Origin of the sequence: Marinitenerispora sediminis, from assembly GCF_003336425.1 — a bacterium.
Classification (GTDB): Bacteria; Actinomycetota; Actinomycetes; order Streptosporangiales; family Streptosporangiaceae; genus Marinitenerispora; species Marinitenerispora sediminis.
Genome location: NZ_QEIO01000009.1, coordinates 1 through 21,735, shown reverse-complemented (window position 1 = coordinate 21,735; position 21,735 = coordinate 1). Strand labels below are relative to the sequence as shown.

Sequence of the window (21,735 nt, the reverse complement as noted above, 5' to 3'; positions counted from 1 at the left end):
TACCCCGATGCCGCGGCTTGAATCCGGCGGGTCGGGAGCGGTTCGCCGCCGCGGCCGCCGCGTCACTCGCACAGCGGTCCCCGCCGGGCCCGCCGCGCCAGCGCGACGAAGTCGAGGAGGCCGAGGAGCGCGAGGACCCCGAGTACCACGGCGAAGGCGGCGTATCCGGTGACGAGCGCGATCGTTCCCAGCCCGGCGACCGTGATGATCCCCGGGGTCGCGATGGCGAGCCGCAGGCTCGCCATGCCGCCCGGCCGGTGCCGGTCCGGGTTCGGTCGAGGTCCCATGCGTCCTCCAGTCCTGTCGGGATGGCGGTGAGGGCGGCGGACCGCCCCGGCCCCTGCTATCCCGGAGGCAACCTGGCCAAACACCGCGGACTCCCCGAATCCGGATCGGCGCCGAGACGCTCGGCCAGGGGCGCGGCCCCCTTCGGACCAGCGGTTCCGCCGCGGCAGGCGGGCCGCGCCGGGCGGCACCGCGGAGGGCGGCGACCGGAGCCGCGCGAGCGGCGCGGCGAAGCCCGCCGGCCGTCCGGATAGGAGCACGGCCGGATCCGCCCCGGGGACAGGTCGCAGGGGGACCGGTGTCCGCCAGCACGGCCCCCGGCCGCGCGCCGGGCGTCCTGCCCACTGGCGGGCTCCCCGCGCACCTCCCGGTGAGTGCCGGGACGCTGCGCGGGCCGTGGCCCGCCTCGGCCGCGCCCTTCGCCAGGGCCCTGCCGGGGACCACGGCGTGCTGATGCACACCTCCCCTGTCCTCCCGGACGGGGCGGGGCCTCTCTTCCCCACCAGCGAGTTCGAGCGGAGCTCCGGGAGAGGGCGGGATGGTTCGAGCGGCGGCGCCCCGCCGCGTCGCCGCTCCGGCCCACAGGTTCGGCGGCGTGGCCTACGGAGCCTGCGGTGCGACGCGCGAGTTCGGCCAGCAGCTGGGTGCAGCCCCCTCTGCCGCACGGGCTCTGGGCCAGACGGGGCAGCCGCGACAGGGGCCAGCCGCGGTGTCGCGGTCGGTTCGGACGTCGGAGCCGCGAACATGCCCACGGGCACCGGAGGGCCTCGTCGCCGGCAAGGAGCTCCACGAGGGAGCCGCGTCCGAACTCCGGGCGGGAAGTCAAGGGCCGGCGTCCATGCCCCGGATGGCTGGACAGGGGGTCCGGGCGAACGGCGGGACCGTGCCGCCGGACGACGTCGACGCAGTGGTCGGGCAGCCCGTCGCGCGGGCGAGGGGCCGCCCCCGCGCGACGAAGCCCGGGCCGAGTTCGCAACCGCGGAGAACAGCCGGAATCCGCTGTCAAGGAGGCCAGGCCGGTCGTCGCGGCCGCCGACGAAACAGCCTCGCGCAGCGGGTGGCTGCGGCGCGGCAGGCGCGGTTTCGAGCAGCGGTGGGGTGACGTCCCCTCGGCAGAGGTACTCCTGCGGCGCGGACGGGACAAGGAGTAGGCCAAGGGCGAGCCCGCGTCCCCGCGCAGGAGTGAACGCGGCTGCGACGGGGCGGCGAGGGCGCGTGCGCGGCGTCGGAGAGCGTCGGAACGACCACCCGGGTGGCTGAGCAGGAGATCCGGGCGAACGGTAGAACCGCACCGGTGGCCCGCGTGGGCGTCTCCGCCGGGCAGTCCGCCGCGCCGGAGCAGGTTCGCGGCGGCGCTCCGGGCTGGAACGGCGTCAACACGGCGCTGACCGTCGCTGCCACGCTGACAGGCGCACGGGAATCCGCCTCGAACGCGGCCCGGCGCACCCCCGCGTCCCCTGAGCGTCCCGGGCAGGGGCCCGGCGGGCCCTGGGCCAGTCCCTCGCGCCCCGCGAGCGCGAGCGCATCCCGCGTCATCACCCGCACAGCACCGAACGCCTAGCCGGGTAGTTCCGATGTCTGGTGGGTGTCCGGGCATGAAGAGAGGGCGTCCAAGATCATGCTGTGACGCGAGACCTGAACACACCCTCCTGACCGCACCCAACGGGGTGCGGCAGTTGATCGCATCAGTCAACGACACCCGCACAGGCCAGCTCGACCCGGAGCGCCACGGCGGGCGGACCTTCGAATGGCGTCACGGGCGGAGTCGGCCAGCGGATCCCGGCCATGGCCGCGGCGATCCGGCACCACCACACCGGCGCACCCGTGGCCACGTCCCCGATCGCCTACAACCACCCACCACAAAGGAACCACTCGCCTGGGACGCCCTGGCGGTCAACCCGTCTGGCGGCGTTCGCGCCGTCGCCGCCGGGGCTACGGCGACGGCGCGAACGCCGCCATGGGAGCTCCGGTGCGTTCGGCTGCCCGGCTCCTCATCGCGGGCGGCTCCGGCGGGCAGACCGCCGGGGACGGCGGGCAGACCGCCGGGGACGGCGGGCAGACCGCCGGGGACGGCGGGGTGTGCCGCCCCGCGCTGCCCGGGTACGCTCCGGCGGGAGACCGGCCCCCCGGCCTCGATGACGCGGTCACGGCCTTCGACCCAGCAGGGGAGCGACCACGGATGACTACGACGCCGATCGTGCTACGCGCCGCCGGGACCGCTCTCGTCCTCGGCCGCGCGGCGGACGGCCTGCCCTACGTCGCGCACTGGGGCGCCGACCTCGGCCCGCTCACGGCGGAGGCGGCGCGCGGGCTCGTCGAGGCGGGCGGGCCGCCAGTGCCGCACAACGCGCCGGACGACCCGGGGAGGCTCACGCTGCTGCCCGGCGAGGCCGAGGGGTGGCGCGGCCATCCCGGGCTGTCCGGGCACCGCGACGGCGCGGTGGCCTACCCCCGGTGGCGGGTCGGCGCGGTCACGGTCACCGCCCTCGACGGCGGCGGTGCCCCGCCCGGTCCCGCGCACGGGGCGGCGGCGGACGGCGGTCGCGTGCTCGTCGCCGCGGCCGACCCCGACCTCGGCCTCGCCGTGGAGCTGGAGGTGCGGCTGGAGCGCTCCGGGCTGCTGCGCCTGAGGCACGCCGTCACCAACACCGGGGACGGCCCCTGGACGCTGGACGGGCTGTACGCGTGCATGCCGCTGCCGCCCGAGGCCACCGAACTGCTGGACCTGAGCGGGCGCTGGTGCCGGGAGCGGGTGCCGCAGCGCCAGCCGTTCGGCTACGGGACGCGGCTGCGCGCGTCGCGGCGCGGGCGCACCGGGCACGACGCCCCGCTGCTGCTCGTGGCGGGCGGCGCCGGGTTCGGGTTCCGCGCGGGCGAGGTCTGGGGCGTGCACGTCGCGTGGAGCGGCGACCACGTGCACCTCGCCGAGCGGCTGCCGGAGGAGGCCGCCCAGGCGGCGTCGGTCCTGGTCGGCGGCGAACTGGTGCGCCCGGGCGAGATCCGGCTGCCGACCGGCGCGACCTACCGCACGCCGTGGGTCTGCTTCGCGTGGTCCGGCTCGGGGCTGGACGGCCTGTCCGCACGCGTGCACGCCTGGCTGCGCGCCCGCCCCGGGCATCCGCGCACGCCGCGCCCGGTCGTGCTCAACACCTGGGAGGCCGTGTACTTCGACCACGACCTCGACCGGCTGTGCGGCCTCGCCGACGTCGCGGCGCGGGTGGGCGTCGAGCGGTTCGTGCTGGACGACGGCTGGTTCGCCCACCGCCGGCACGACCGCGCCGGGCTGGGGGACTGGACGGTCGACCCGGAGGTGTGGCCCGACGGTCTGCGCCCGCTGTTCCGGCATGTGCGCGGCCTCGGCATGCAGGTCGGGCTGTGGGTGGAGCCGGAGATGGTCAACCCCGACTCCGACCTCGCCCGCGCGCACCCCGACTGGCTGCTCGCCGCCCCCGGCCGCGCCCCGCGCGAGTGGCGGCACCAGCTCGTCCTGGACCTGGCGCGGCCCGAGGTCGCCGAGCACCTGCTGGGCCGGCTCGACGCCCTGGTCGGCGAGTACCGGCTGGACTATCTCAAATGGGACCACAACCGGGACCTGCTGGAGGCCGTGCACGGGCCCACCGGCGGCGCCGGCGTGCACCGGCAGACGGCCGCGCTCTACCGGCTGCTGGCCGAACTGCGGCGGCGCCACCCCGCGCTGGAGATCGAGTCCTGCGCCTCCGGTGGCGGGCGGGTCGACCTCGGGATCCTGGCGCACACCGACCGGGTGTGGGCCTCCGACACCAACGACGCCCTGGAGCGGCAGGCCATCCAGCGGTGGACCGGGCTGCTGCTGCCGCCCGAACTCGTGGGCAGCCACGTCGGCGGGCCGGTCGCGCACACCACCGGCCGCGCCGCGCCGCTGGCGTTCCGGTGCGCCACGAGCCTGTTCGGGCACGCCGGGATCGAGTGGGACATCACCGCCTGCACCGAGGAGGAGCTGCGCACACTGACGGCGTGGACCGCGCTGTACCGGGAGCTGCGCCCGCTGCTGCACACCGGAACGACGGTGCGTGCCGACCTTCCGGACCCGGGGGCCTGGCTGCACGGGGTGGTCGCGCCGGACGGCTCCGCCGCCGTCTACTGCTACGCGCGGTCGGCGACCTCGACGGCGGCCTACCCCGGGCGGGTGCGGCTGCCGGGGCTGGACCCGGCGCGCGACTACCGCGTGCGGCCCCGGCTGGAGGCGGGGGAGCCGAGGTACGGCCACGTCCGGCCGCCCGCCTGGCTGCGCGCCGGCGCGGCGGTGCTGAGCGGCGCGGCCCTGGAGCGGGCCGGCCTGCAGATGCCGGTGCTGTACCCGGATAACGCGCTGCTGCTGCACGCCACGGAGGTGTAGCGGCCTCCCGGCGGGCGGCGCCGCCGTGGCTCCGGCTCACCTGCCCCGGCGCGGCAGGTACCGGTGCCCGGCGGTGTCGCGCGCCACGACCGCCGGGCGCACGGCGGCAGCGGAGCGGTTGGTCTCGGACGCGGTGATGGGGGAGGCCTTGGTCGGCTTGTGCGCGGTGTGCAGCACCGCGTCGATGACGGTGACGGTCTCGGCGGAGCGGCCGGGGCCCGCCGGCGCGTGGGCCGGCCGCCGCGCGGGGGCGCGCACGGCCAGGGGGCGCGCGGGGTAGGGCGCGACCTGCGAACCGTGGCTCTTGGGCCAGTCGGCGTAGGCGGCACGCCGCCCGCTCAGCTCGGCCGCCATCCGCTCGGTCTCCCGCTGCCGGGCGTGCGGCCGGAGGTCCCAGCGGTCGAGCCCGAACGCGACCCGGAAGAGCTCCGTCGTCGCCGTCACCGCGGAGGCCGGCAGCCGCCGCTTCCCGTCCACCGTCTCGTGCCCGCGCAGCACGTCGTTGTAGGCGCTCTGGGCGATCTCCCGCCGCAGCGCGTTGGCATGCTCGGGCGACGCCGCGAGCAGCCGCTCCAGCTCCACCGGCGACCGGAAGTGCCGGTCCATGACCGCGAGCTCGTGCAGCAGTCCGCTGCGCGGCGTCATGAAGCCGGCGAGCTCCCAGTCGATGAGGCCCACCAGGCGCTCGGGCGGGTCGGTCGGATCGAGGGTCCGGGCGGAGCGCAGGGTGAGGTTGTCGAGGCGGGCGTCGCGGTGGACGAGCCGGCTCGGTTCGGCGCCCCTGTCCGGCGGCGTGTAGAACCGGTCCCACTCCTGCGCGATCCGGTCGGCCGGCAGCAGGCCGAAGGAGCGCAGGCCGTCGACGCCGTAGCGGCGCTCCGCGTACCGCGCGGAGCGGATGACCTGCGCCGCCGCCGCGGCCTCCATCGTGGGCGGGTGGCCGTTCAGCTCCAGGGGGATCACGCTGCTGCCCGGAACCTGCTCGCACATCGCCTCGATGTTCGCCCGCTGGTGCTCCAGAGCGGCCCGGTACGCCGAGCGCAGCCCGGGCGCGGACCAGTCGGTCCCGGCGACGGCGGAGAGGTTGCGCAGCGCGAAGTCGCGGACCGTCTCCCTCGTCAGGTGCCGCGGCGGGGGCTCGTCGCTGAGCCGGCCCAGGTAGGTGACGATGAGGGTGCGGCTCAGCGGGCTGTGCGGCGTGACGGCGAGGACGTCGGGGGTGAAGTCCACGCCGCGGAGCAGGTCGAGCACCTCGACCTCGTCCAGCACGCGCAGGTCGTACGGATCCTGGAACGCCGTCATCCGGCTGACGACGTAGCTGTCCGGGTGGTCCTCCCGCCGGTACGTGCGCACCCGGTTGCTCATGCCCTGGCCCGAGGCCGGGCGGATCACCGGGTACTTCCACCAGCTGAACCCGTCGGCCATGCGCGTCCCCATCGTCCAGGGCCGGGAGTGTTCGCCGGCCGCGCGGCTCTCGCCGCTGACACCCTACGGGGCCGGACGGCGCGCCCGCTCCGCGGCCCGGGGCGGCTCACCGCCGGCCCGGCGCCGCCGTGCTCTGCCGGACCACCAGGCTGGTGGCCAGGTCCAGCCGGAGGTTGGCGGGCCGCTCGCCCCGGCTCAGGCTGAGGGCGAGCCGGGTCGCCTCCTCGGCCATCTCGGTGAGCGGCTGGCGGACGGTGGTCAGCGGCGGCCCGACCCAGCGGGCCAGCGGGAGGTCGTCGTAGCCGACGACGCTGAGGTCGTCCGGAATCCGCACACCGGCCTCGCGGGCGGCCTCGTAGACCCCGAGCGCCTGGAGGTCGTTGCCGGCGAACACGGCGGTGGGCGGATCGGCCAGCGCGAGCAGCCGCCGGCCGGCCTCGACGCCGGCCTCCACGTGGAAGTCGCCGGTGCGGAGCAGAGCCGGGTCGACGCGCAGCCCGGCCGTCTCCAGCGCGGCGCGGTAGCCGTCGATCCGCGCCCGGCTGCACAGGACGTCGGGCGGGCCGCTGATCATGGCGACGCGGGTGTGGCCGAGCTCGGCGAGGTGCCGGGTCGCGGCCAGGCCGCCGCTCCAGTTGGCCGAGCCGATGGACGGCGTGTCGTCGGGCGGGGTGCCGGTCGGGTCCACGATGACGAGCGGGATGCCGCGGGCGGCCAGGCGGGCGCGCTGGGCGGCCGCCAGGTCGGAGAAGACGAGCACCACGGCGACGGACTGGCGTGCCAGGACGGAGTCCACCCAGCCGTCCCGCGCGCCGGGGTCCGTGCCGGACTCCGACAGCACCACGCTGATGCCCTCGGCCCGGGCGACCCGCTCCACGCCCCGGATCACTTCGATGGCCCACGCGCTGTCCAGTTCGTGGAAGACGAGGTCGACCGTGGCGGCCCGTCCGCCGCCCGGCCCGCGGCGCCGCCGGTAGCCGTGCCGGCGGATGAGCTCCTCGACACGGGTCCGGGTGGCGGGCGCGACGTCGGACCGGCCGTTCAGCACCTTGGACACGGTGGGGACCGAGACCCCTGCGGCCTCCGCAAGTTTCGCGATCGTCATGGGCGAGTTTTCGGTGGCGGCGGAGTCGTTGGCCGGCTGCGGTGGTGGTTCGGTCGTCACGAGAAGCGAGCTTACCCGCGTCCGGCCAGCTCGGCGCGGGGAGCGTGATCCACGTCTCAGACGGTATTGACGGCCGGTATCCGGCGACGTACGTTCGGGCTCCAGAAGTTTCGAGACGTCAACCGATAGTTTCGAAAGGACCTGCGGTGGTCAACTTCAAACGGCGAGCCGTGTTCGCCGCGGCGACGGCGCTGGCGGTGCTGGCCCTCACCGGCTGCGGAGCCGGGAGCGGCGACGACGCCATGGACGTCTGGATGTACCAGGACAGCCTCAACGTGGTGCAGCAGGCGGCGGTCGACCGGTTCAACGCCGAGCACGGCCCGGACGTCACGGCCACCATGGTCGAGGTCCCCGGCGACGGCTACGAGGACCGGCTGCGCACCGTGATGGGCTCGGACGACCAGCCCGACGTCTTCTTCAACTGGGGCGGCGGCGGGATCCGGCCCTACGTGGAGGCGGGCACCCTGCTGCCGCTCGACGACCTGCTCGCCGACGACCCCGAGCTCCGCGACGCCTTCCTCCCCGCCGTCCTGCAGGCCGGGCAGGTCGACGGCGTCCAGTACGGCATCCCCCTGCGCGGCACCCAGCCGGTGCTGCTCTTCTACAACCGCGAGGTGTTCGCCGAGGCGGGCGCCGAGCCCCCGCGGACCTGGGAGGACGTCCTCGACCTGGTCGAGGTGTTCCAGGAGGCGGGCGTCACCCCGTTCGCACTCGCCGGCGCCACCCCCTGGACCGAGCAGATGTGGCTGCAGTACCTCGTCGACCGCTACGGCGGCCCCGAGGTCTTCGCGCGCATCCAGTCCGGCGACCACGAGGGGTGGCGCGACCCCGCCGTGCTGCGCGCCGCCGAGACCGTGCGCGACCTGGTCGAGCGCGGCGCCTTCGGCGACAACTTCGGGTCCGTCAGCTACACCGAGGGCGCCGCGTCCGCCCTGCTCGCGCAGGGCCGCGCCGCCATGCACCTGATGGGCGCCTGGGAGTACTCCACCCAGCTCGCCGACGCGCCCGCGTTCGCCGAGAGCGGCCTCGGCTACGTCCCGTTCCCCGCCATGCCCGGCGGGGCGGGCGACCCGGCCAACCTCGTCGGCAACCCCACCAACTTCTTCTCGGTCACCGCCGACAGCCCGCACACCGAGCACGCCCTGGCCTTTCTCAGGACCACCGCCGACGAGGAGTACGTCCGCGACATGGTCGCCAACGGCGAGGTGCCCACAACGGCCGACGCCGCCGAGCACTTCGCCGACGCCCCGGACCCCGAGTACGCCGAGTTCCAGTACGAGCTGGTCCAGCGGGCCCCCAGCTTCACCCTGTCCTGGGACCAGGCGCTGCCGCCGTCGGTCGCCGCGCCGATGCACACCGAGATCCAGCGGCTCTTCAACGGCCAGAGCACGCCCGAGCGGTTCACCGACGCCCTGGCGGCTCTGCGATGAGCGCCGCGGCGGGCGGTCCCGCCCGCCCGGGCGCCGCCTGGGCGCTGCCCGGAGCGCTGTTCTTCCTGGTGTTCGCGGTCGTCCCGCTGCTGCTCGTCGGCTACCTCTCCCTGACCTCGTGGGAGGGGCTCGGCGCCCCGCGCTTCACCGGGGCGCAGAACTGGGTGCGGCTGGCCGGGGACCCGGTCATGCGCCAGGCCGTGGTCCTCAGCGCCGCCCTCACCGCCGCCACCTGGCTGGTGCAGACACCGATCAGCCTGCTGCTCGGCGTCTGGGCGGCCGGGCCGCAGCGCAACCGGGCGGTCCTCTCCGCGGTGTTCTTCACCCCGCTGCTGTTCTCCTCGGCGGCGGTCGCGATCGTGTGGAAGACGCTGCTCGACCCCAACTTCGGGCCGATCACGCGGGTGGGGCCGTGGCTGGGCCTCCCCGACGCCAACGTCCTCGGCAGCTCCGCCGGGGCGTTCCTGGCCGTCGTGTTCGTCAGCGCCTGGCAGTTCATCCCGCTGCACACGCTCATCTACCAGGGCGGCGCCCGCCAGATCCCGGCGGTCCTGTACGGCGCGGCCGAGATCGACGGCGCGGGGCGGTTCCGCCGGTTCTGGCACGTCACACTGCCGCAGCTGCGGCACACCATCACCACGTCCTCGGTCCTCATGGTCGTCGGCGCGCTCACCTACTTCGAGACCGTCCTCATCCTCACCCAGGGCGGCCCCGGCACCGACACCTCGATCGTGCCGTACCTGATGTACCGCGTCGGGTTCGCCGGCTACGAGATGGGCTACGCCAGCGCCATCGCGGCCACCCTGGTCGTCGCCGCCACCGGGGTGTCCCTGCTGCTGGTCCGGTTCACCGGGTTCGCCGCCATGCGCAGCACCCGGGAGGGCATGTGAGGCGCCCGGCTCCGGCCCGGGCCGGCACCGCCCGCCCGGCGCGGCGGCGGCCGCGCGCCCCGCGCCGGCCCAACTGGCTGGCCGGGACCGGCGCCCTGCTGTGGCTCCTGGTGGTCGGGCTCCCCGTCTACGTCTTGCTGGTCGCCTCGGTCCGCCCCCGCGAGGGGTACCTGAGCGAGGGGCCCCTCACCCCGCCGGCCGACCCCACCCTCGACAACTACGTCGGAGCGGTGCGCAACGGCTTCCTCACCTTCGTGGCCAACACCGCCGTGGTGACGGTCGCGGTGGCCGCCCTGGTGGTCGTCCTCGCCGTCCCCGTCGGCTACGCCGTCGTGCGCGCCCGCGGCCGGTGGGCCGGCGGTGTCCTCCGGTTCTTCCTGCTCGGCCTGGCTATCCCCGCCCAGGCGGTGGTCATCCCCGTCTACCTCATCATCCGGGAGCTCGGGCTGTACGACACGCTGGCGGCGATCATCCTGCCCACGGCGGCGTTCGCGCTGCCGGTCTGCGTGCTCATCCTCACCGGGTCCATGCGCGACATCTCCGAGGACCTGTACGAGGCCATGGCACTGGACGGCGCCGGCTCCGTCCGCACCTTCCTCCGCCTGGTGGTGCCGCTGTCGCGGCCCGGGATCGCCACCGTCGCGACGTACGCCTCGCTGCAGGCGTGGAACGGCCTCCTGTTCCCGCTCATCCTCACCCAGTCCCGGGACCAGCGGGTCATCACCCTCGGCCTGTTCGAGTTCCAGGGCCAGTACCGCGTCGACATCCCGGGGATGCTGGCCGCCGTGGCGCTGTCCGCGGTGCCGATCCTCATCCTCTACCTCGTCGCCCGGCGCTCCCTCGTCAACGGGCTGATGGGAGTGGGCGGAAAGTGACCGGGGCCGGCCCGCCGCCGCCCGCCCCGCCGACCGACACCGCGCGGCACCGACCCCGAGGAGGGCACCGCATGACGCTTCCCAGCGACCACGACCACCGGACGGGCGCCTGGCGGGACCCGGCGACGCCCGTCGCCGAACGGGTGGCCGCGCTGCTCGACGCGATGACCCTGGAGGAGAAGGTCGCCCAGCTGAACAGCGTCTGGATCGGCGGGGACGCGTCCGGGGGGCCGGAGCCGGGAGCGGCGGAGTCCGCGGAGGACGCGAACGTCGCGCCGCACCAGCACGAGCAGGGCGGCCCGTCGGAGCCCTGGGAGCGGCTGATCGCGTCCGGGCTCGGGCAGCTCACCCGCCCCTTCGGCACCGCCCCGGTGGACCCGGCGGACGGCGCGCGCCGGCTCGCCGGACTGCAGCGCCGGATCGCGGCGGCGGGCAGGTTCGGCATCCCCGCCCTGGCCCACGAGGAGTGCCTGTCCGGGTTCACGACGTGGACCGCCACGGTGTACCCGACCCCGCTCGCCTGGGGTGCGACCTTCGATCCCGGGCTGGTCGAGGAGATGGCCGCCCGGATCGGCGCGAGCATGCGCGCCGTCGGCGTACACCAGGGGCTCGCCCCGGTGCTCGACGTCACCCGCGACGCGCGGTGGGGGCGGACCGAGGAGACCATCGGCGAGGACCCCTACCTGGTGGGCACGGTCGGCACAGCCTACGTGCGGGGCCTGCAGTCGGCCGGCGTGGTGGCGACCCTCAAGCACTTCGCCGGCTACTCCGCCTCCCGCGCCGCCCGCAACCTCGCGCCGGTGTCGGTCGGCCCCCGCGAGCTCGCCGACGTGCTGCTGCCCCCCTTCGAGATGGCGGTGCGCGAGGGCGGTGCCCGCTCCGTGATGCACGCCTACACCGAGAACGACGGCCTGCCCGCCGCCGCCGACGCCGGCCTGCTCACCGGGCTGCTCCGGGACCGCTGGGGGTTCGCCGGCACCGTGGTCGCCGACTACTTCGGCATCGGGTTCCTGCAGACCCTGCACGGGGTCGCCGGCAGCCCGGGGGAGAGCGCGGCGCTCGCGCTGTCGGCCGGCGTCGACGTCGAACTCCCGGCCGTGCACTGCTACGGCGAGCCGCTGCTGGCGGCCGTCCGCGCCGGCGAGGTGGCCGAGGAGCTCGTCGACCGCGCCGCCCGGCGGGTCCTGACGCAGAAGTGCGAGCTCGGCCTGCTGGACGCGGGATGGTCGCCGGAGCCGCCCGGACTCGCGCCGGCCGGCGGCGGGCGGGTGGACCTCGACCCGCCCGAGCAGCGCGACCTCGCCCGGCGGATCGCCGAGGAGTCGGTCGTCCTGCTCGCCGACGACGCCGGTGTGCTGCCGCTGCGCCCCGACCTGCGCCTGGCCGTGGTGGGCCCCTGCGCCGACGACCCCATGGCGATGCTCGGCTGCTACTCGTTCCCCAGCCACGTGGGCGTCCGGCACCCCGACGTGCCGCTCGGCGTGCGGGTGCCCACTGTGCTGGAGGGCCTGCGCGGGGAGCTCCCCGGCGCCCGGATCCACCACGAGGCGGGCTGCGCGGTCGACGGAGCCGGCACCTCCGGGATCGCCGCGGCGGTCGACGCGGCCCGCGCGGCCGACGTGTGCGTCGCCGTGCTGGGCGACCGCGCCGGCCTGTTCGGGCGCGGCACCTCGGGGGAGGGCTGCGACGTGCCCGAGCTCCGGCTGCCCGGCGTGCAGGAGCGGCTGCTCGACGCGCTGCTGGACTCGGGGACACCGGTCGTCCTCGTCCTGCTCACCGGCCGCCCCTACGCCCTCGGGGAGTTCGCCGGCCGGCTCGCCGCCCAGCTGCAGGCGTTCTTCCCCGGAGAGGAGGGCGGGCCGGCCGTCGCCGGGGTGCTGTCCGGCCGGGTCAACCCCTCCGGGCGGCTGCCCGTGAGCGTGCCCCGCCTGCCGGGCGGCCAGCCGGCCGGTTACCTGGCCCCGCGGCTCGGGCACCGGGGGCAGGAGAGCTCGGTGGACCCGACCCCGCTCTTCCCGTTCGGCCACGGCCGCGGGTACACGCGGTTCACCTGGGAGGACCCGCGGCTGGCGGGCGAACCGCTGCCCGCGGACCGGGTCGCGCCGGCGGGTACCGACGCGACGGTGCGCGTGGGCTGCGCGGTCCGCAACGTGGGCGACCGGGACGGGACCGAGGTCGTCCAGCTGTACCTGAGCGACCCGGTGGCGCGGACCACCCGTCCCGTGCGCCGGCTGGTGGGCTACGCGCGGGTCGCGGTGCCCGCCGGAGGGAGCCGCCGGGTGGAGTTCGCCGTGCCCGCGGACCTCGCCGCCTATACCGGCCCGGACGGCAGGCGCGTCGTGGAGCCCGGCGAACTGCACCTCGCGCTGGCCGCCTCCAGCGCCGACATCCGCTTCACCGCCCGGATCCGGCTGACCGGCGAGACGCGGGTGGTCGACCACACGCGGCGGCTGACCAGCACCGCGACCGTGCGGTGACGGGCCCCGGACACGGAAGAGGGCCGGGGAACCCGTCCCCAGCCCGTCTCGCGTGCGACCTCCCTACGGCTGGCGGTGCTCCGGCCGCGGCTCGGGCCGCTGCGGAGCCGCGGGCTCCTCGACGCCCCGGCGCGGCGGTGCGACGCGGGCGGCGTCGGCACGGCCGGCGCGGTAGGTCGCCGCCTCGCCCCACCCGCGGGTGCAGGCGTAGATGGCCAGGATGTTCAGTGCGATGGCGGCCGCCGACCACAGCGGGAAGGCGAAGAAGAAGCACAGCTGACCGACGACGTTGACCGCGGCGAGCACCACGGCCGCCGTCCGCGCCCACGCCTGGCCGCTGTACAGGGCCAGGCCGGCGAGCACCAGGAGCACGCCCATGATGATCATCAGGGTGCCCCACGCCCCGAAGCCCCACAGGAGCATGTCCGTCCCGAGCACCATGAAGTGGTGCGGCGTGACGAGGGCCGTCAGCCCCTGGATGAAGTTGAAGACTCCGACGATGAGCAGCATGGTGAGGGCGAAGACGCCCCCTCCGCTGATTCGGGACCCGTTCATCTTGCGACCTCCCAGAAACGTTGGTGCAAGCTGTCGGCCCGGCGGTTCCGGGCACCGGTCATTCTCGAATGTCGACGAACCGGTCCGGGGAGCGATGGCCCTGGCGCCGATCCGCTTCTTCGCTACGCGGCAGCGCGCCCTCGAACGGGCGGATCCATTCACGGCCGCGCAATGAACGTCCCGATTCCTGACCCTAAGCCGGGTGCCCGCATCGGGCGGGCAAATCGCGGTGCATGTTTCGGTAACTGGAGCCCGCCCGCACGGCCCGCGGCGCCGGGCCGCCGGGACGCCGGCGGCGGACCCCGCGCGCCCGGACCCGCGCCCGGCCCGCCCGGTCGCGGGTGAACCGCCTCACCCCCGGTTGAGCTCGCCCCCGGTCGGCCGCCATCCTGGGGAGGGGCGGCGGCCGGCGGCGGCCGCCCCGTACGGGACGGCTGACAGAGGAGAGGACCGGATGGGGTTGCTGGAGCCGACGCGGCCGGCGGCGGTGCTGTGGGATCTGGACGGGACGCTGGTCGACTCCGAACCCCTGTGGGGTGTCGCGCTCGACGAGGTGGCGGAGGCGATGGGCCGGCCGCTCACCGCCGAGGTGCGGCGCGAGATGGTCGGCACCGACTCCCCGACGACGATGGCCATCCTGGCCCGGCACACCGGCACGCCGGTGACGCCGGCCGAGTGCGACGCGATCCACGAGAAGGTGCTGCGCCGTGTGGAGGGGCTGCTCCGCGACGACCTCGTCGTGCTCCCGGGCGCCGCCGAGACGTTGCGCCGGGTGCGCGCCGCCGGGGTGCCGATGGCGCTGGTCACCTCGTCGCCGCGCCGCCTGGCCGAGCTGTCGCTGGACCGGATCGGCCCGGAGCTCTTCGACGCGGTCGTCACCGCCGACGACGTCACCGAGCGCAAGCCCGCCCCCGAGCCCTACGAGCGCGCGGCCCGGCTGCTCGGCGTCGCCGCGGCCGAGGCGTGGGCGGTCGAGGACTCCGACTCCGGCGCGGCCGCCGCCGCGGCGGCCGGCTGCCGGGTCTTCCTCGTCCCCGACGCGACCGCTGACGGCGCGTCGGGCGACGCGACGGCCCTCACCTCCCTGGCCCAGATCGCGGAGTGGGTGGCAGCGCCGCGGCACTGACGGCGGCGGGCCCCCCTCAGCCGGCGTCCACGTCGACCAGCACCCGGGGGAAGTCGCCGGCGCGCAGGGCCTCCTCCGGGATCACGAAGTGCAGGTGCCCGTCGCCCCTGACCCACTGCCACATCTCGTTGCTGGACAGCGTGAGCAGGTGCCGGTAGCCCCTGCCCTCGTCGGCGTGCAGCCAGAGCGCGTTGAGGAAGGGCGTCCAGCCGAACGCCTGGTCGAAGCACAGGTGGGGCCGTTCGTCCACGTACGGGGCCCCGTCCGTGTCCAGGCAGTCGTTCCAGAGGGGCCCGAAGGTGGCCCTGACGTAGCCGGCGGGGTCGTCCTCCCACCCCGACTCCGGGCCGATGAGGTCACCGAAGTCGAGGTCCTCCTACGCCGGGTCGCAGTCGTAGCCGAGTACCTGCGGCCCGGACACGACCGGCCGGGTGTGCAGCGGGACCGGGGCGAAGGCGGTGGCCTCCGCGGGGGCCGGCACCACTTCGGCGCGGCGGGGACGCGCGGGGATGACCCGGCACGCCTCGGGGGCGATGCTGTGCCCTTGGGCGCCGTCGGCCTCGTACTGGTGGAAGAAGTTGAGCAGCCCCGGCCGGACCGGCAGGTCGTCGGCGGTGAGCCACGGGGCGAGCGCGTCGGTGTCGAGTACGGCCAGCAGGTTGAGCGGAACGCCCTCGTGGTCGGGCCACGGGGTGCCGGGCTCCAGCAGGGCCGGCCCGCCCAGGCGGCTGGCGCCGATCGGCGGCCGGGTGTCCCGGGCCGGGGTGAGGGGGAAGCCGGGCCGGCGAGTGCGGCGACCTGCGGGCCCAGCCGGTCCCCGAAATGGTCGACGCACACCTGCCGGATCCGGGCGGCCGCTTCCTGGAGGTCCATGGCCGTGCATCACACCGCACGCCGGTGACGGTTCGGCCGTCCGCGTGCGCGGCCGCCGGGCGCACCCGGCGGCCGCGCGGTCAGTCCCGGGGATCGCGGGCGATCGCCACCGGTCCGTGCGCGAGACTGAGCAGCCCCTGGCCCACCGAGCCGACCAGCAGCCCGCTCAGCCGGTTGCGGCCGCGCGAGCCGACCACGGTGAGGTCCGCGTCGCGGGACGCCTCGGCGAGCGCGGCGGGGACGTCGCCGCTGGTGACGGAGGTGTGCACCCGGACGCCGGGACGCGCCGCCCCGGCGGCCTCGATCCGCGCCGACAGCGACTCCGGCAGGCCGCCGCCCGCCCCGGCGTGCAGCACCCGCAGTTCCGCGCCGTGCAGCGCGGCCTCCAGGTAGCCGAACTCCAGCGCGGCCACCGAGTGCTCGGCGTCGTCGACCCCCACCACGATCCGGCCGAGGGGTTCGAGAGGCGCCTGGCGCACCACCACGACCGGGCCGGGCGCCTGGGTGGCGACCTGCCGGCTCACCGAGCCGGCGACCAGACCGGACCAGCCGCCCAGTCCGCGAGCGCCGACGACGACCAGATGGCGTGCCGTCTCCTCGGCGAGCACCGCCGCCGGGGGGCCCACGCGGACCTCGATGCGCGCGTCCACGCCGGGGGCCTGCTCGCGGGCGTGCGCCCGGGCGGTCTCCAGCTGATCCTCCAACTGGCGCCGGACCAGGAAGTCATGCCGGGACATCTGCCGCCCGGTCGGGTTGGTGACGCCGTCCGGCCCCACAGCGAGGATCCGCAGCGGGACGCCCCGCTGCCGGGCCTCGCGCGCGGCCCAGCCGACGGCCGCCAGGCTGGACTCCGAACCGTCGGTGCCGACCATGACAGGCAGCATCGCTGTCCCTTCTCGTCGTCCGTCCACGTCGCGGCGGCCGCGCCCGGTCCCGCGGCGGCGCCCCGCCCCGGGGCCCTGCCGGGCGCTGCGGGGAGTGGGCGAACGCGGCACAACCGCACAAGGCCGTATTCAACCGGAAAAGCGGCGCGATGAACATGCCGCCGAAGCCGCGGGAGGCCGGCCGGCGCGCGCTGCCGGCGGCGGGAGTGCCGGTCAGCCGCAGCTCGGGCCGACCGGGACGGGCGGACCGGCGGCCGGCGGCCGCCCGGCCACGGCCCGGGCCAGGTCCCCGGCCGCCCGGAGGCCGCCGACCACAGCGCCGCCGCCCAGCACCGGCGCCTCGGCGAAGGGCGACAGCGCGGCCGGGTCGACACCGCAGACGGCCAGCGCGGCGGCGGCCACCGGCATACGTGCCCGGTCGGCGCCGTCGGCGATCTTGACACCGACGGCCCGCCCGTCGGGCAGGGCGGCCACCTGCACGCCCTCGAAGCCGTCCTTGGCGATCAGGCCGGGGACCGCGCGCATCAGCCGGGTGACGTCGCGGCCCTCTCCCGCGACCATGTCGGGGTGCCGGCGGAGCGCCCGGGCCAGGGCGGCCTCGGGGGAGCCCTCCGGCGCGGCGGCGATGCGGGACACCGCCCGGGTCAGCCCGAGCAGCGAGACGGAGAACAGCGGGGCCCCGCAGCCGTCCACCGCGACATGGGCGACCGCCTCACCGGCCAGGTCGGCCACGGTCGCGGCCAGTTCCAGCTGGAGCGGGTGGCGGGGGTCGGTGTAGTCGTGGAGGGACCAGCCGCGCCGCCGGGCGGTGAGCAGCATCGCGGCGTGCTTGCCGGAGCAGTTCTGCACCAGCCGGTCGGCGCAGCGCCCCCGCGCCAGCCACGTGTCGCGGACCGCCGGATCGTAGGGGAGGTCGGGGGTGTTGCGCAGGGCGGCGGGGGTCAGCTCCGCCGCGTCCAGGATCCGGCGCACGCCCGCGACGTGCCGCTCCTCACCGGAGTGGCTGGCCGCGCTCAGCGCCAGCAGCTCGCCGTCCAGCGCCAGCCCCGCGCGCAGCATCCCGACGGCCTGCACCGGCTTCAGCGCCGAACGCGGGTAGCAGGCCGCGGCGACGTCGCCGACGGCGAGCTGGACGGTGCCGTCGGGGTCGAGCACCACGACCGAGCCGTGGTGCACCCCCTCGACGACTCCGGCACGGACGAGGTGGGCGACGGGGACGTGCGACGGCTCGCGGACGGCGGCTGCGGTGTTCATGGTCTCCGGATGTGTGGCGGTCGGGGCCGGTCGGACGGCCGGCGTGGCAGGGGCGGTGCGGGTCAGCGGGCGGGCGGCGGTCCCCCGCCTTCCGCGGCGGTGGCCTCGGCGGTCCGCCGCGCGCTCACCTCGCGGACCCGGCGGCGGACCAGGAACCAGCCGCCCCACAGCCCCACCGCGATGAGCGGCAGTGACAGGAGGGTGATCCGGCCCGCGTCGCCCTCGAACCACATGAGCACGGCGACGGAGAGCAGGAAGGCGAGGGTGGCGAGCTGGGTCCACGGGGCCCCGGGCAGCCGGTAGGCGGGCCGGCTCAGCGCACCGGAGCGGGTCCGGCGCCAGAACAGCAGGTGGCAGAGGATGATCATCCCCCACGTGCTGAGGATCGCGATGGCCGCGAAGTTCAGCACGATCTCGAAGGCGCGCTGCGGAACCACGTAGTTGAGCCCGACGCCGAGCACGCACATGCCCGCCGTCAGCATGATGCCGCCGTAGGGGACCTGGCTGCGGCTCATGACCCCGGTGAAGCGGGGCGCCGACCCCGACATCGCCATGGAGCGCAGGATGCGGCCGGTGGAGTACAGGCCGGAGTTGAGGCTGGACATGGCGGCGGTCAGCACCACGAGGTTCATGGCGCCGCCGGCGGCGGGCACGCCGATGTTGGACAGCACCGTGACGAACGGGCTCTGCGACCCCGAGTAGGCGTGCCACGGCAGCAGCATCGACAGCAGCAGCACCGACCCGACGTAGAAGACCGCGATCCGCCACATGATGGAGTTGATCGCGCGGGGCACGACCCTGGCCGGCTCAGCGGTCTCCCCGGCCGTCACGCCGACGAGCTCCACCGAGGCGTAGGCGAACACGATGCCCTGGACGACGACCACCGCGGGCAGCAGGCCGTTGGGGAACAGCCCGCCGCTCTCCACGATCAGCTGCGGGCCGGTGGTGTGCCCGGTGACCTCGGCGCGCGTCGCCAGGAGCACCAGGCCGACGATCATGAAGGCGACGAGCGCGCCGACCTTCACGATGGCGAACCAGAACTCCAGCTCGCCGAAGATCCGCACCGAGATGAGGTTCACCGCGAGGACCACGGCCAGCGCGACCAGCGCGAGCAGCCACTGGGGGATGTCGGTGAACGGGCTCCAGAAGTGGGCGTAGAGCGCGACGGCAGTGATGTCGGCGATGCCGGTGGTGGCCCAGTTCAGGAAGTACATCCACCCCGCGACGTAGGCGCCCTTCTCGCCCATGAACTCCCGGGCGTAGGAGACGAACGCGCCCGAGGACGGCCGGTGCAGGACCAGTTCGCCCAGCGCGCGCACCACGAAGAACGCGAACAGGCCGCACACCGCGTACACGATCGCCAGTGCGGGCCCGGCCTGCGCCAGCCGGCCGCCCGCACCGAGGAAGAGGCCGGTGCCGATGGCGCCGCCGATCGCGATCATGTTGATGTGGCGGGCCTTCAGCGACTTGCGGTAACCCGCGTCGCCGGCGTCGACGTGCCCCCGGCGGGGCCGCCGGTGGTCCGGGCTGAGGGTCTCCTCGCTCACGCTGCCCCCTCGTCCTCGGTGCCGCCGCCGCGACCGGGGCGCACGATGGTGGTCAGGGTCGACTCGACCCGCTGGAGGTGCGTGGTCATCGCCTCGACCGCCGACTCCCTGGAGCCGTCGGCGATCGCGCGCAGGATGGCGCGGTGCTCCTGGTCGGACTGCTCCCGGCGGTTGCCGAGCCGGTTGAGGAAGATCGACTGCCGGGACAGGGCGTCGCGGATCTCCTCGATGACCTTGCGGAAGACCGGATTGCCGGACGCCTCGGCGATGGTGATGTGGAACTGCGTGTCGAGCGCCACCCACGCGGTGTCGTCCTGCTCCACCTCCATCCGCGCGATCAGCCGGGCGAGCACCTCCAGGTCGTCCTCACTGCGCCGGACCGCCGCGTAGCCGGCGACCGGGATCTCGACGTGCCGCCGGACCTCCACGAGGTCGCGGGCGGAGTAGGAGCCGAACCGCGGGTTCTCGACCGGCCGGTTCGAGGCGACGTAGGTGCCCTTGCCGGTCCGCGGCACGGTGAGGCCGAGCGCCTGGGCCGCGCGCAGCGCCTCGCGGATCACCGAGCGGCTCACGCCGTAGTGCCGGGCGAGTTCGGCCTCGGGAGGGAGTTTGTCGCCGACAGCGTGGTCGCCGCGCTCGATCGCACCGCGCAGGTCGGTCAGCACCGCCTCCATGGCGCTGACCCGGCCCGGGAGGGGCGCTCGCCCGGCTGTCCGGCTGTCTGACAGGTCCATGCGAGCATCCTGAGTCGGACATGTCTGGAGTGTCAAGACATGATGGTGAAGCTTGGGACTCCGCCGGGCCATTCCGGCCCCGCGCGGCCGATGGCCGGTCCGACCTGGGGCGATGGGGGTGCGCCTCCTGGCGCGGTGGCGCCCGCGGCGGCCGGCAGGCACCACTCCGAGGCGGCCCGGCGGGGATCCGCCGTCCAGCGCCGCGGGGGTAGGCGGCGGGGTGCGGACCGCGCTCGGCGGCGCGGCCGGGTCCCCCTCAGCGGCGGTCCGGCCGCACTGTTGACGTCCGGTGAACCGCGGCGATACCGTCCCTCCGGCGTTGGACCCGGAACCGGAGGCGGTGCGGTGCGAAGCGGTGTGCAGCTGTGGCGGATGCGAGGCGCCGGTCCGGGACCGCTCGCCGGTCCCGCCGCCCGCCAGCGGCCGGCGGCGGCCGGGAGGGCGCGGTGACGGCCGGCGCCCTCGTGGTCGGCGAGGCGCTGATCGACGTGGTGCGGCGGCCCGGCGCGCCGACCCGGCGCCATCCCGGCGGCAGCGGAGCCAACGCCGCCCTCGGGCTGGCCCGCCTCGGCCGCCCGACCCGGTTCCTCACGCGGTGGGGGCAGGACTCCGACGGTGAGCTGCTCCACCGGCACCTGAGCGCGTCCGGCGTGCTGCTGCCCGACCGGGTGGCCGACGACCTCCCCACCCCGCGCGCCGAGGCCGTGCTGGACGAGAACGGCTCGGCGACCTACGAGTTCACGCTGGACTGGCGGCTGCCCGCCGTGACCGTGGACCCCGCGGTGCGGGTGCTGCACACCGGCTCCATCGCCGCCGTGTACCAGCCGGGCGGCGAGCAGGTGCTCGACCTCATGCGCCGCGCCGCCGCGCACGCCACCATCACCTACGACCCCAATGTCCGGCCGACCGTGATGGGGGACCGCGAGGACGTCCGCCGGCGGGTGGCCGAACGGGTCGCCGCCAGCGACGTGGTCAAGGTCAGCGAGGAGGACCTCGGCTGGCTGGAGCCGGACACCGCCCCCGAGGCGGCGGCGCGCTCCTGGCTGGCCGCCGGCCCCTCCCTGGTCGTCCTGACCCGCGGTGAGCACGGCGCCGTCGCGTTCGCGCCGGGCGCGACGCTCGCGCTCGCGGCGGTGCCCGCTGACGTGGCGGACACCGTGGGAGCGGGGGACGCCTTCATGGCCGCGCTGATCGACGGCCTGTGGACCCTCGGACTGCTCGGCGCCGGCCGGCGCGCCCGGCTGCGCTCGCTGTCGGCCGACGGGCTCTCCGCGCTGCTCGCGCACGCCGGCCGGGCCGCCGCGATCGCCGTCGCCCGCCCGGGCGCCGACCCGCCGACCCGCGCGGAACTCCCCGAGATGGCGGAACCCGGCGCGGCCGCCTGACCGGCAGAACCGCCGGAGCCGACCGCGCCCGCACCGGTGGCGGCCGCGTGACCAGGGGGGATAAACGGGCGTGTGCCACCCTTGGGACGGTCTGTGTAGTCTTCCACTCGTGTTCCGAGCGACGGCGGCGATCCTGCGACGGCCCTGGGCCAGGGCCGTCCTGCTGATGTCGCTGCTCGCCGTGCAGTTCCTCTGCCAGTGGTGCCACGCCCAGGCGGTCGGCGCCCACGACGGTGCGGCCAAGTCCGCCGTGGCGGTCGCCGCGGCTCCGGCCGCCGAGGCGCCCGTGTGCGCCCCGGAGGCCGCCCACGGCCACGGCGCCGGCGAGGCCCATCCCTGCGACACGGTCGAGGCGGTGGGCGCCGACTCCCGGATGGCGGCCGGAAAACTCCTCCTGCTGGCCCTGGCCGGCACCGCCGCCATGGCCGCCGCGTGGCTCGCGCGGCCGAGCGAGC

At 75.8% G+C, this 21,735-nt stretch carries 18 protein-coding genes and 1 pseudogene; 9 read left to right on the top strand and 10 right to left on the bottom strand.

The features are described from left to right. Positions 1–62: 62 nt before the first annotated feature. A complete protein-coding gene (locus tag DEF28_RS02790; RefSeq protein WP_147280172.1) occupies positions 63–287 on the bottom strand; it encodes a hypothetical protein in 225 nt (74 codons plus the stop codon). 1,587 nt (positions 288–1,874) lie between these two features. Between DEF28_RS02790 and DEF28_RS29160 the strand changes: the two are divergent. After that, a pseudogene (locus tag DEF28_RS29160) lies at positions 1,875–2,139 on the top strand (hypothetical protein); the annotation flags it as partial. Between the two features lie 325 nt (positions 2,140–2,464). Beyond that, positions 2,465–4,660: an alpha-galactosidase gene (locus tag DEF28_RS02785; protein ID WP_114399070.1), complete on the top strand. Its 2,196-nt coding sequence runs from the start codon at positions 2,465–2,467 to the stop codon at positions 4,658–4,660. A gap of 36 nt (positions 4,661–4,696) precedes the next feature. On the opposite strand, the gene DEF28_RS02780 is transcribed toward DEF28_RS02785, so the two are convergent. After that, complete coding sequence (locus tag DEF28_RS02780) at positions 4,697–6,085, bottom strand: aminoglycoside phosphotransferase family protein (protein ID WP_158562748.1); 1,389 nt, start codon at positions 6,083–6,085, stop codon at positions 4,697–4,699. A 106-nt stretch (positions 6,086–6,191) separates the two neighbouring features. Continuing rightward, positions 6,192–7,190 carry a LacI family DNA-binding transcriptional regulator gene (locus DEF28_RS02775; RefSeq protein WP_114399058.1) on the bottom strand — a complete coding sequence of 333 codons (999 nt, stop codon included), beginning with the start codon at positions 7,188–7,190 and terminating at the stop codon, positions 6,192–6,194. 206 nt (positions 7,191–7,396) lie between these two features. On the opposite strand from DEF28_RS02775, the gene DEF28_RS02770 reads away from it, so the two are divergent. The 4 genes from DEF28_RS02770 (at position 7,397) to DEF28_RS02755 (ending at position 12,922) form a co-directional block, all read left to right on the top strand. Next, positions 7,397–8,680: an ABC transporter substrate-binding protein gene (locus tag DEF28_RS02770; RefSeq protein ID WP_233515056.1), complete on the top strand. Its 1,284-nt coding sequence runs from the start codon at positions 7,397–7,399 to the stop codon at positions 8,678–8,680. Then, entirely contained in the window at positions 8,677–9,570 is an 894-nt protein-coding gene (locus DEF28_RS02765; protein WP_114399057.1) for a carbohydrate ABC transporter permease, read from the top strand. The genes DEF28_RS02770 and DEF28_RS02765 overlap by 4 nt, the downstream gene beginning before the upstream one ends. Next, the gene (locus tag DEF28_RS02760; RefSeq protein ID WP_114399055.1) at positions 9,567–10,445 is read left to right on the top strand and encodes a carbohydrate ABC transporter permease; all 879 of its coding nucleotides are present in this window, start codon (positions 9,567–9,569) and stop codon (positions 10,443–10,445) included. Before DEF28_RS02765 ends, DEF28_RS02760 begins: the two co-directional genes overlap by 4 nt. A 71-nt stretch (positions 10,446–10,516) precedes the next feature. Next, the gene (locus DEF28_RS02755; RefSeq protein WP_114399054.1) at positions 10,517–12,922 is read left to right on the top strand and encodes a beta-xylosidase/alpha-l-arabinosidase; all 2,406 of its coding nucleotides are present in this window, start codon (positions 10,517–10,519) and stop codon (positions 12,920–12,922) included. Between the two features lie 63 nt (positions 12,923–12,985). Here DEF28_RS02755 and DEF28_RS02750 read toward each other — a convergent pair whose 3' ends face one another. After that, positions 12,986–13,477: a DUF7144 family membrane protein gene (locus DEF28_RS02750; RefSeq protein ID WP_114399053.1), complete on the bottom strand. Its 492-nt coding sequence runs from the start codon at positions 13,475–13,477 to the stop codon at positions 12,986–12,988. Between the two features lie 454 nt (positions 13,478–13,931). Between DEF28_RS02750 and DEF28_RS02745 the strand changes: the two genes are divergently transcribed. Continuing rightward, a complete protein-coding gene (locus tag DEF28_RS02745) occupies positions 13,932–14,603 on the top strand; it encodes an HAD family hydrolase (RefSeq protein WP_114399052.1) in 672 nt (223 codons plus the stop codon). 16 nt (positions 14,604–14,619) lie between these two features. On the opposite strand, the gene DEF28_RS02740 is transcribed toward DEF28_RS02745, so the two are convergent. The 6 genes from DEF28_RS02740 to DEF28_RS02715 form a co-directional block, all read right to left on the bottom strand. Beyond that, positions 14,620–14,853 (bottom strand): DUF1963 domain-containing protein, encoded by a 234-nt coding sequence (locus tag DEF28_RS02740; RefSeq protein ID WP_158562747.1) that lies wholly within the window; start codon positions 14,851–14,853, stop codon positions 14,620–14,622. A 126-nt stretch (positions 14,854–14,979) separates the two neighbouring features. Then, a complete protein-coding gene (locus tag DEF28_RS02735) occupies positions 14,980–15,438 on the bottom strand; it encodes a DUF1963 domain-containing protein (protein ID WP_158562746.1) in 459 nt (152 codons plus the stop codon). A gap of 118 nt (positions 15,439–15,556) precedes the next feature. Continuing rightward, positions 15,557–16,360, bottom strand: a complete 804-nt coding sequence (locus DEF28_RS02730) for a universal stress protein (protein ID WP_114399049.1) — start codon at positions 16,358–16,360, stop codon at positions 15,557–15,559. Positions 16,361–16,573: 213 nt separating this feature from the next. After that, complete coding sequence (locus DEF28_RS02725) at positions 16,574–17,614, bottom strand: asparaginase (protein ID WP_114433307.1); 1,041 nt, start codon at positions 17,612–17,614, stop codon at positions 16,574–16,576. 62 nt (positions 17,615–17,676) lie between these two features. Continuing rightward, entirely contained in the window at positions 17,677–19,161 is a 1,485-nt protein-coding gene (locus DEF28_RS02720) for an amino acid permease (RefSeq protein ID WP_114399046.1), read from the bottom strand. Beyond that, positions 19,158–19,895 carry a FadR/GntR family transcriptional regulator gene (locus DEF28_RS02715; RefSeq protein WP_114399045.1) on the bottom strand — a complete coding sequence of 246 codons (738 nt, stop codon included), beginning with the start codon at positions 19,893–19,895 and terminating at the stop codon, positions 19,158–19,160. The genes DEF28_RS02720 and DEF28_RS02715 overlap by 4 nt, the downstream gene beginning before the upstream one ends. Before the next feature lie 446 nt (positions 19,896–20,341). Between DEF28_RS02715 and DEF28_RS02710 the strand changes: the two genes are divergently transcribed. Both DEF28_RS02710 and DEF28_RS02705 read left to right on the top strand, forming a co-directional pair. Then, positions 20,342–21,280: a carbohydrate kinase family protein gene (locus DEF28_RS02710; RefSeq protein ID WP_114399044.1), complete on the top strand. Its 939-nt coding sequence runs from the start codon at positions 20,342–20,344 to the stop codon at positions 21,278–21,280. A 109-nt stretch (positions 21,281–21,389) separates the two neighbouring features. Further along, positions 21,390–21,735: hypothetical protein (locus DEF28_RS02705; RefSeq protein ID WP_114433305.1), on the top strand; the 346-nt coding region annotated here is incomplete at its 3' end.

Excerpts from the sequence above, each read along its gene's own strand:
- DEF28_RS02715 (WP_114399045.1), bottom strand. The coding sequence starts at position 19,895 with ATGGACCTGTCAGACAGCCGGACAGCCGGGCGAGCGCCCCTCCCGGGC.
- DEF28_RS02725 (WP_114433307.1), bottom strand. The coding sequence starts at position 17,614 with ATGAACACCGCAGCCGCCGTCCGCGAGCCGTCGCACGTCCCCGTCGCC.
- DEF28_RS02765 (WP_114399057.1), top strand. The coding sequence starts at position 8,677 with ATGAGCGCCGCGGCGGGCGGTCCCGCCCGCCCGGGCGCCGCCTGGGCG.
- DEF28_RS02730 (WP_114399049.1), bottom strand. The coding sequence starts at position 16,360 with ATGCTGCCTGTCATGGTCGGCACCGACGGTTCGGAGTCCAGCCTGGCG.
- DEF28_RS02775 (WP_114399058.1), bottom strand. The coding sequence starts at position 7,190 with ATGACGATCGCGAAACTTGCGGAGGCCGCAGGGGTCTCGGTCCCCACC.
- DEF28_RS02755 (WP_114399054.1), top strand. The coding sequence starts at position 10,517 with ATGACGCTTCCCAGCGACCACGACCACCGGACGGGCGCCTGGCGGGAC.
- DEF28_RS02790 (WP_147280172.1), bottom strand. The coding sequence starts at position 287 with ATGGGACCTCGACCGAACCCGGACCGGCACCGGCCGGGCGGCATGGCG.
- DEF28_RS02745 (WP_114399052.1), top strand. The coding sequence starts at position 13,932 with ATGGGGTTGCTGGAGCCGACGCGGCCGGCGGCGGTGCTGTGGGATCTG.
- DEF28_RS02780 (WP_158562748.1), bottom strand. The coding sequence starts at position 6,085 with ATGGCCGACGGGTTCAGCTGGTGGAAGTACCCGGTGATCCGCCCGGCC.
- DEF28_RS02750 (WP_114399053.1), bottom strand. The coding sequence starts at position 13,477 with ATGAACGGGTCCCGAATCAGCGGAGGGGGCGTCTTCGCCCTCACCATG.
- DEF28_RS02785 (WP_114399070.1), top strand. The coding sequence starts at position 2,465 with ATGACTACGACGCCGATCGTGCTACGCGCCGCCGGGACCGCTCTCGTC.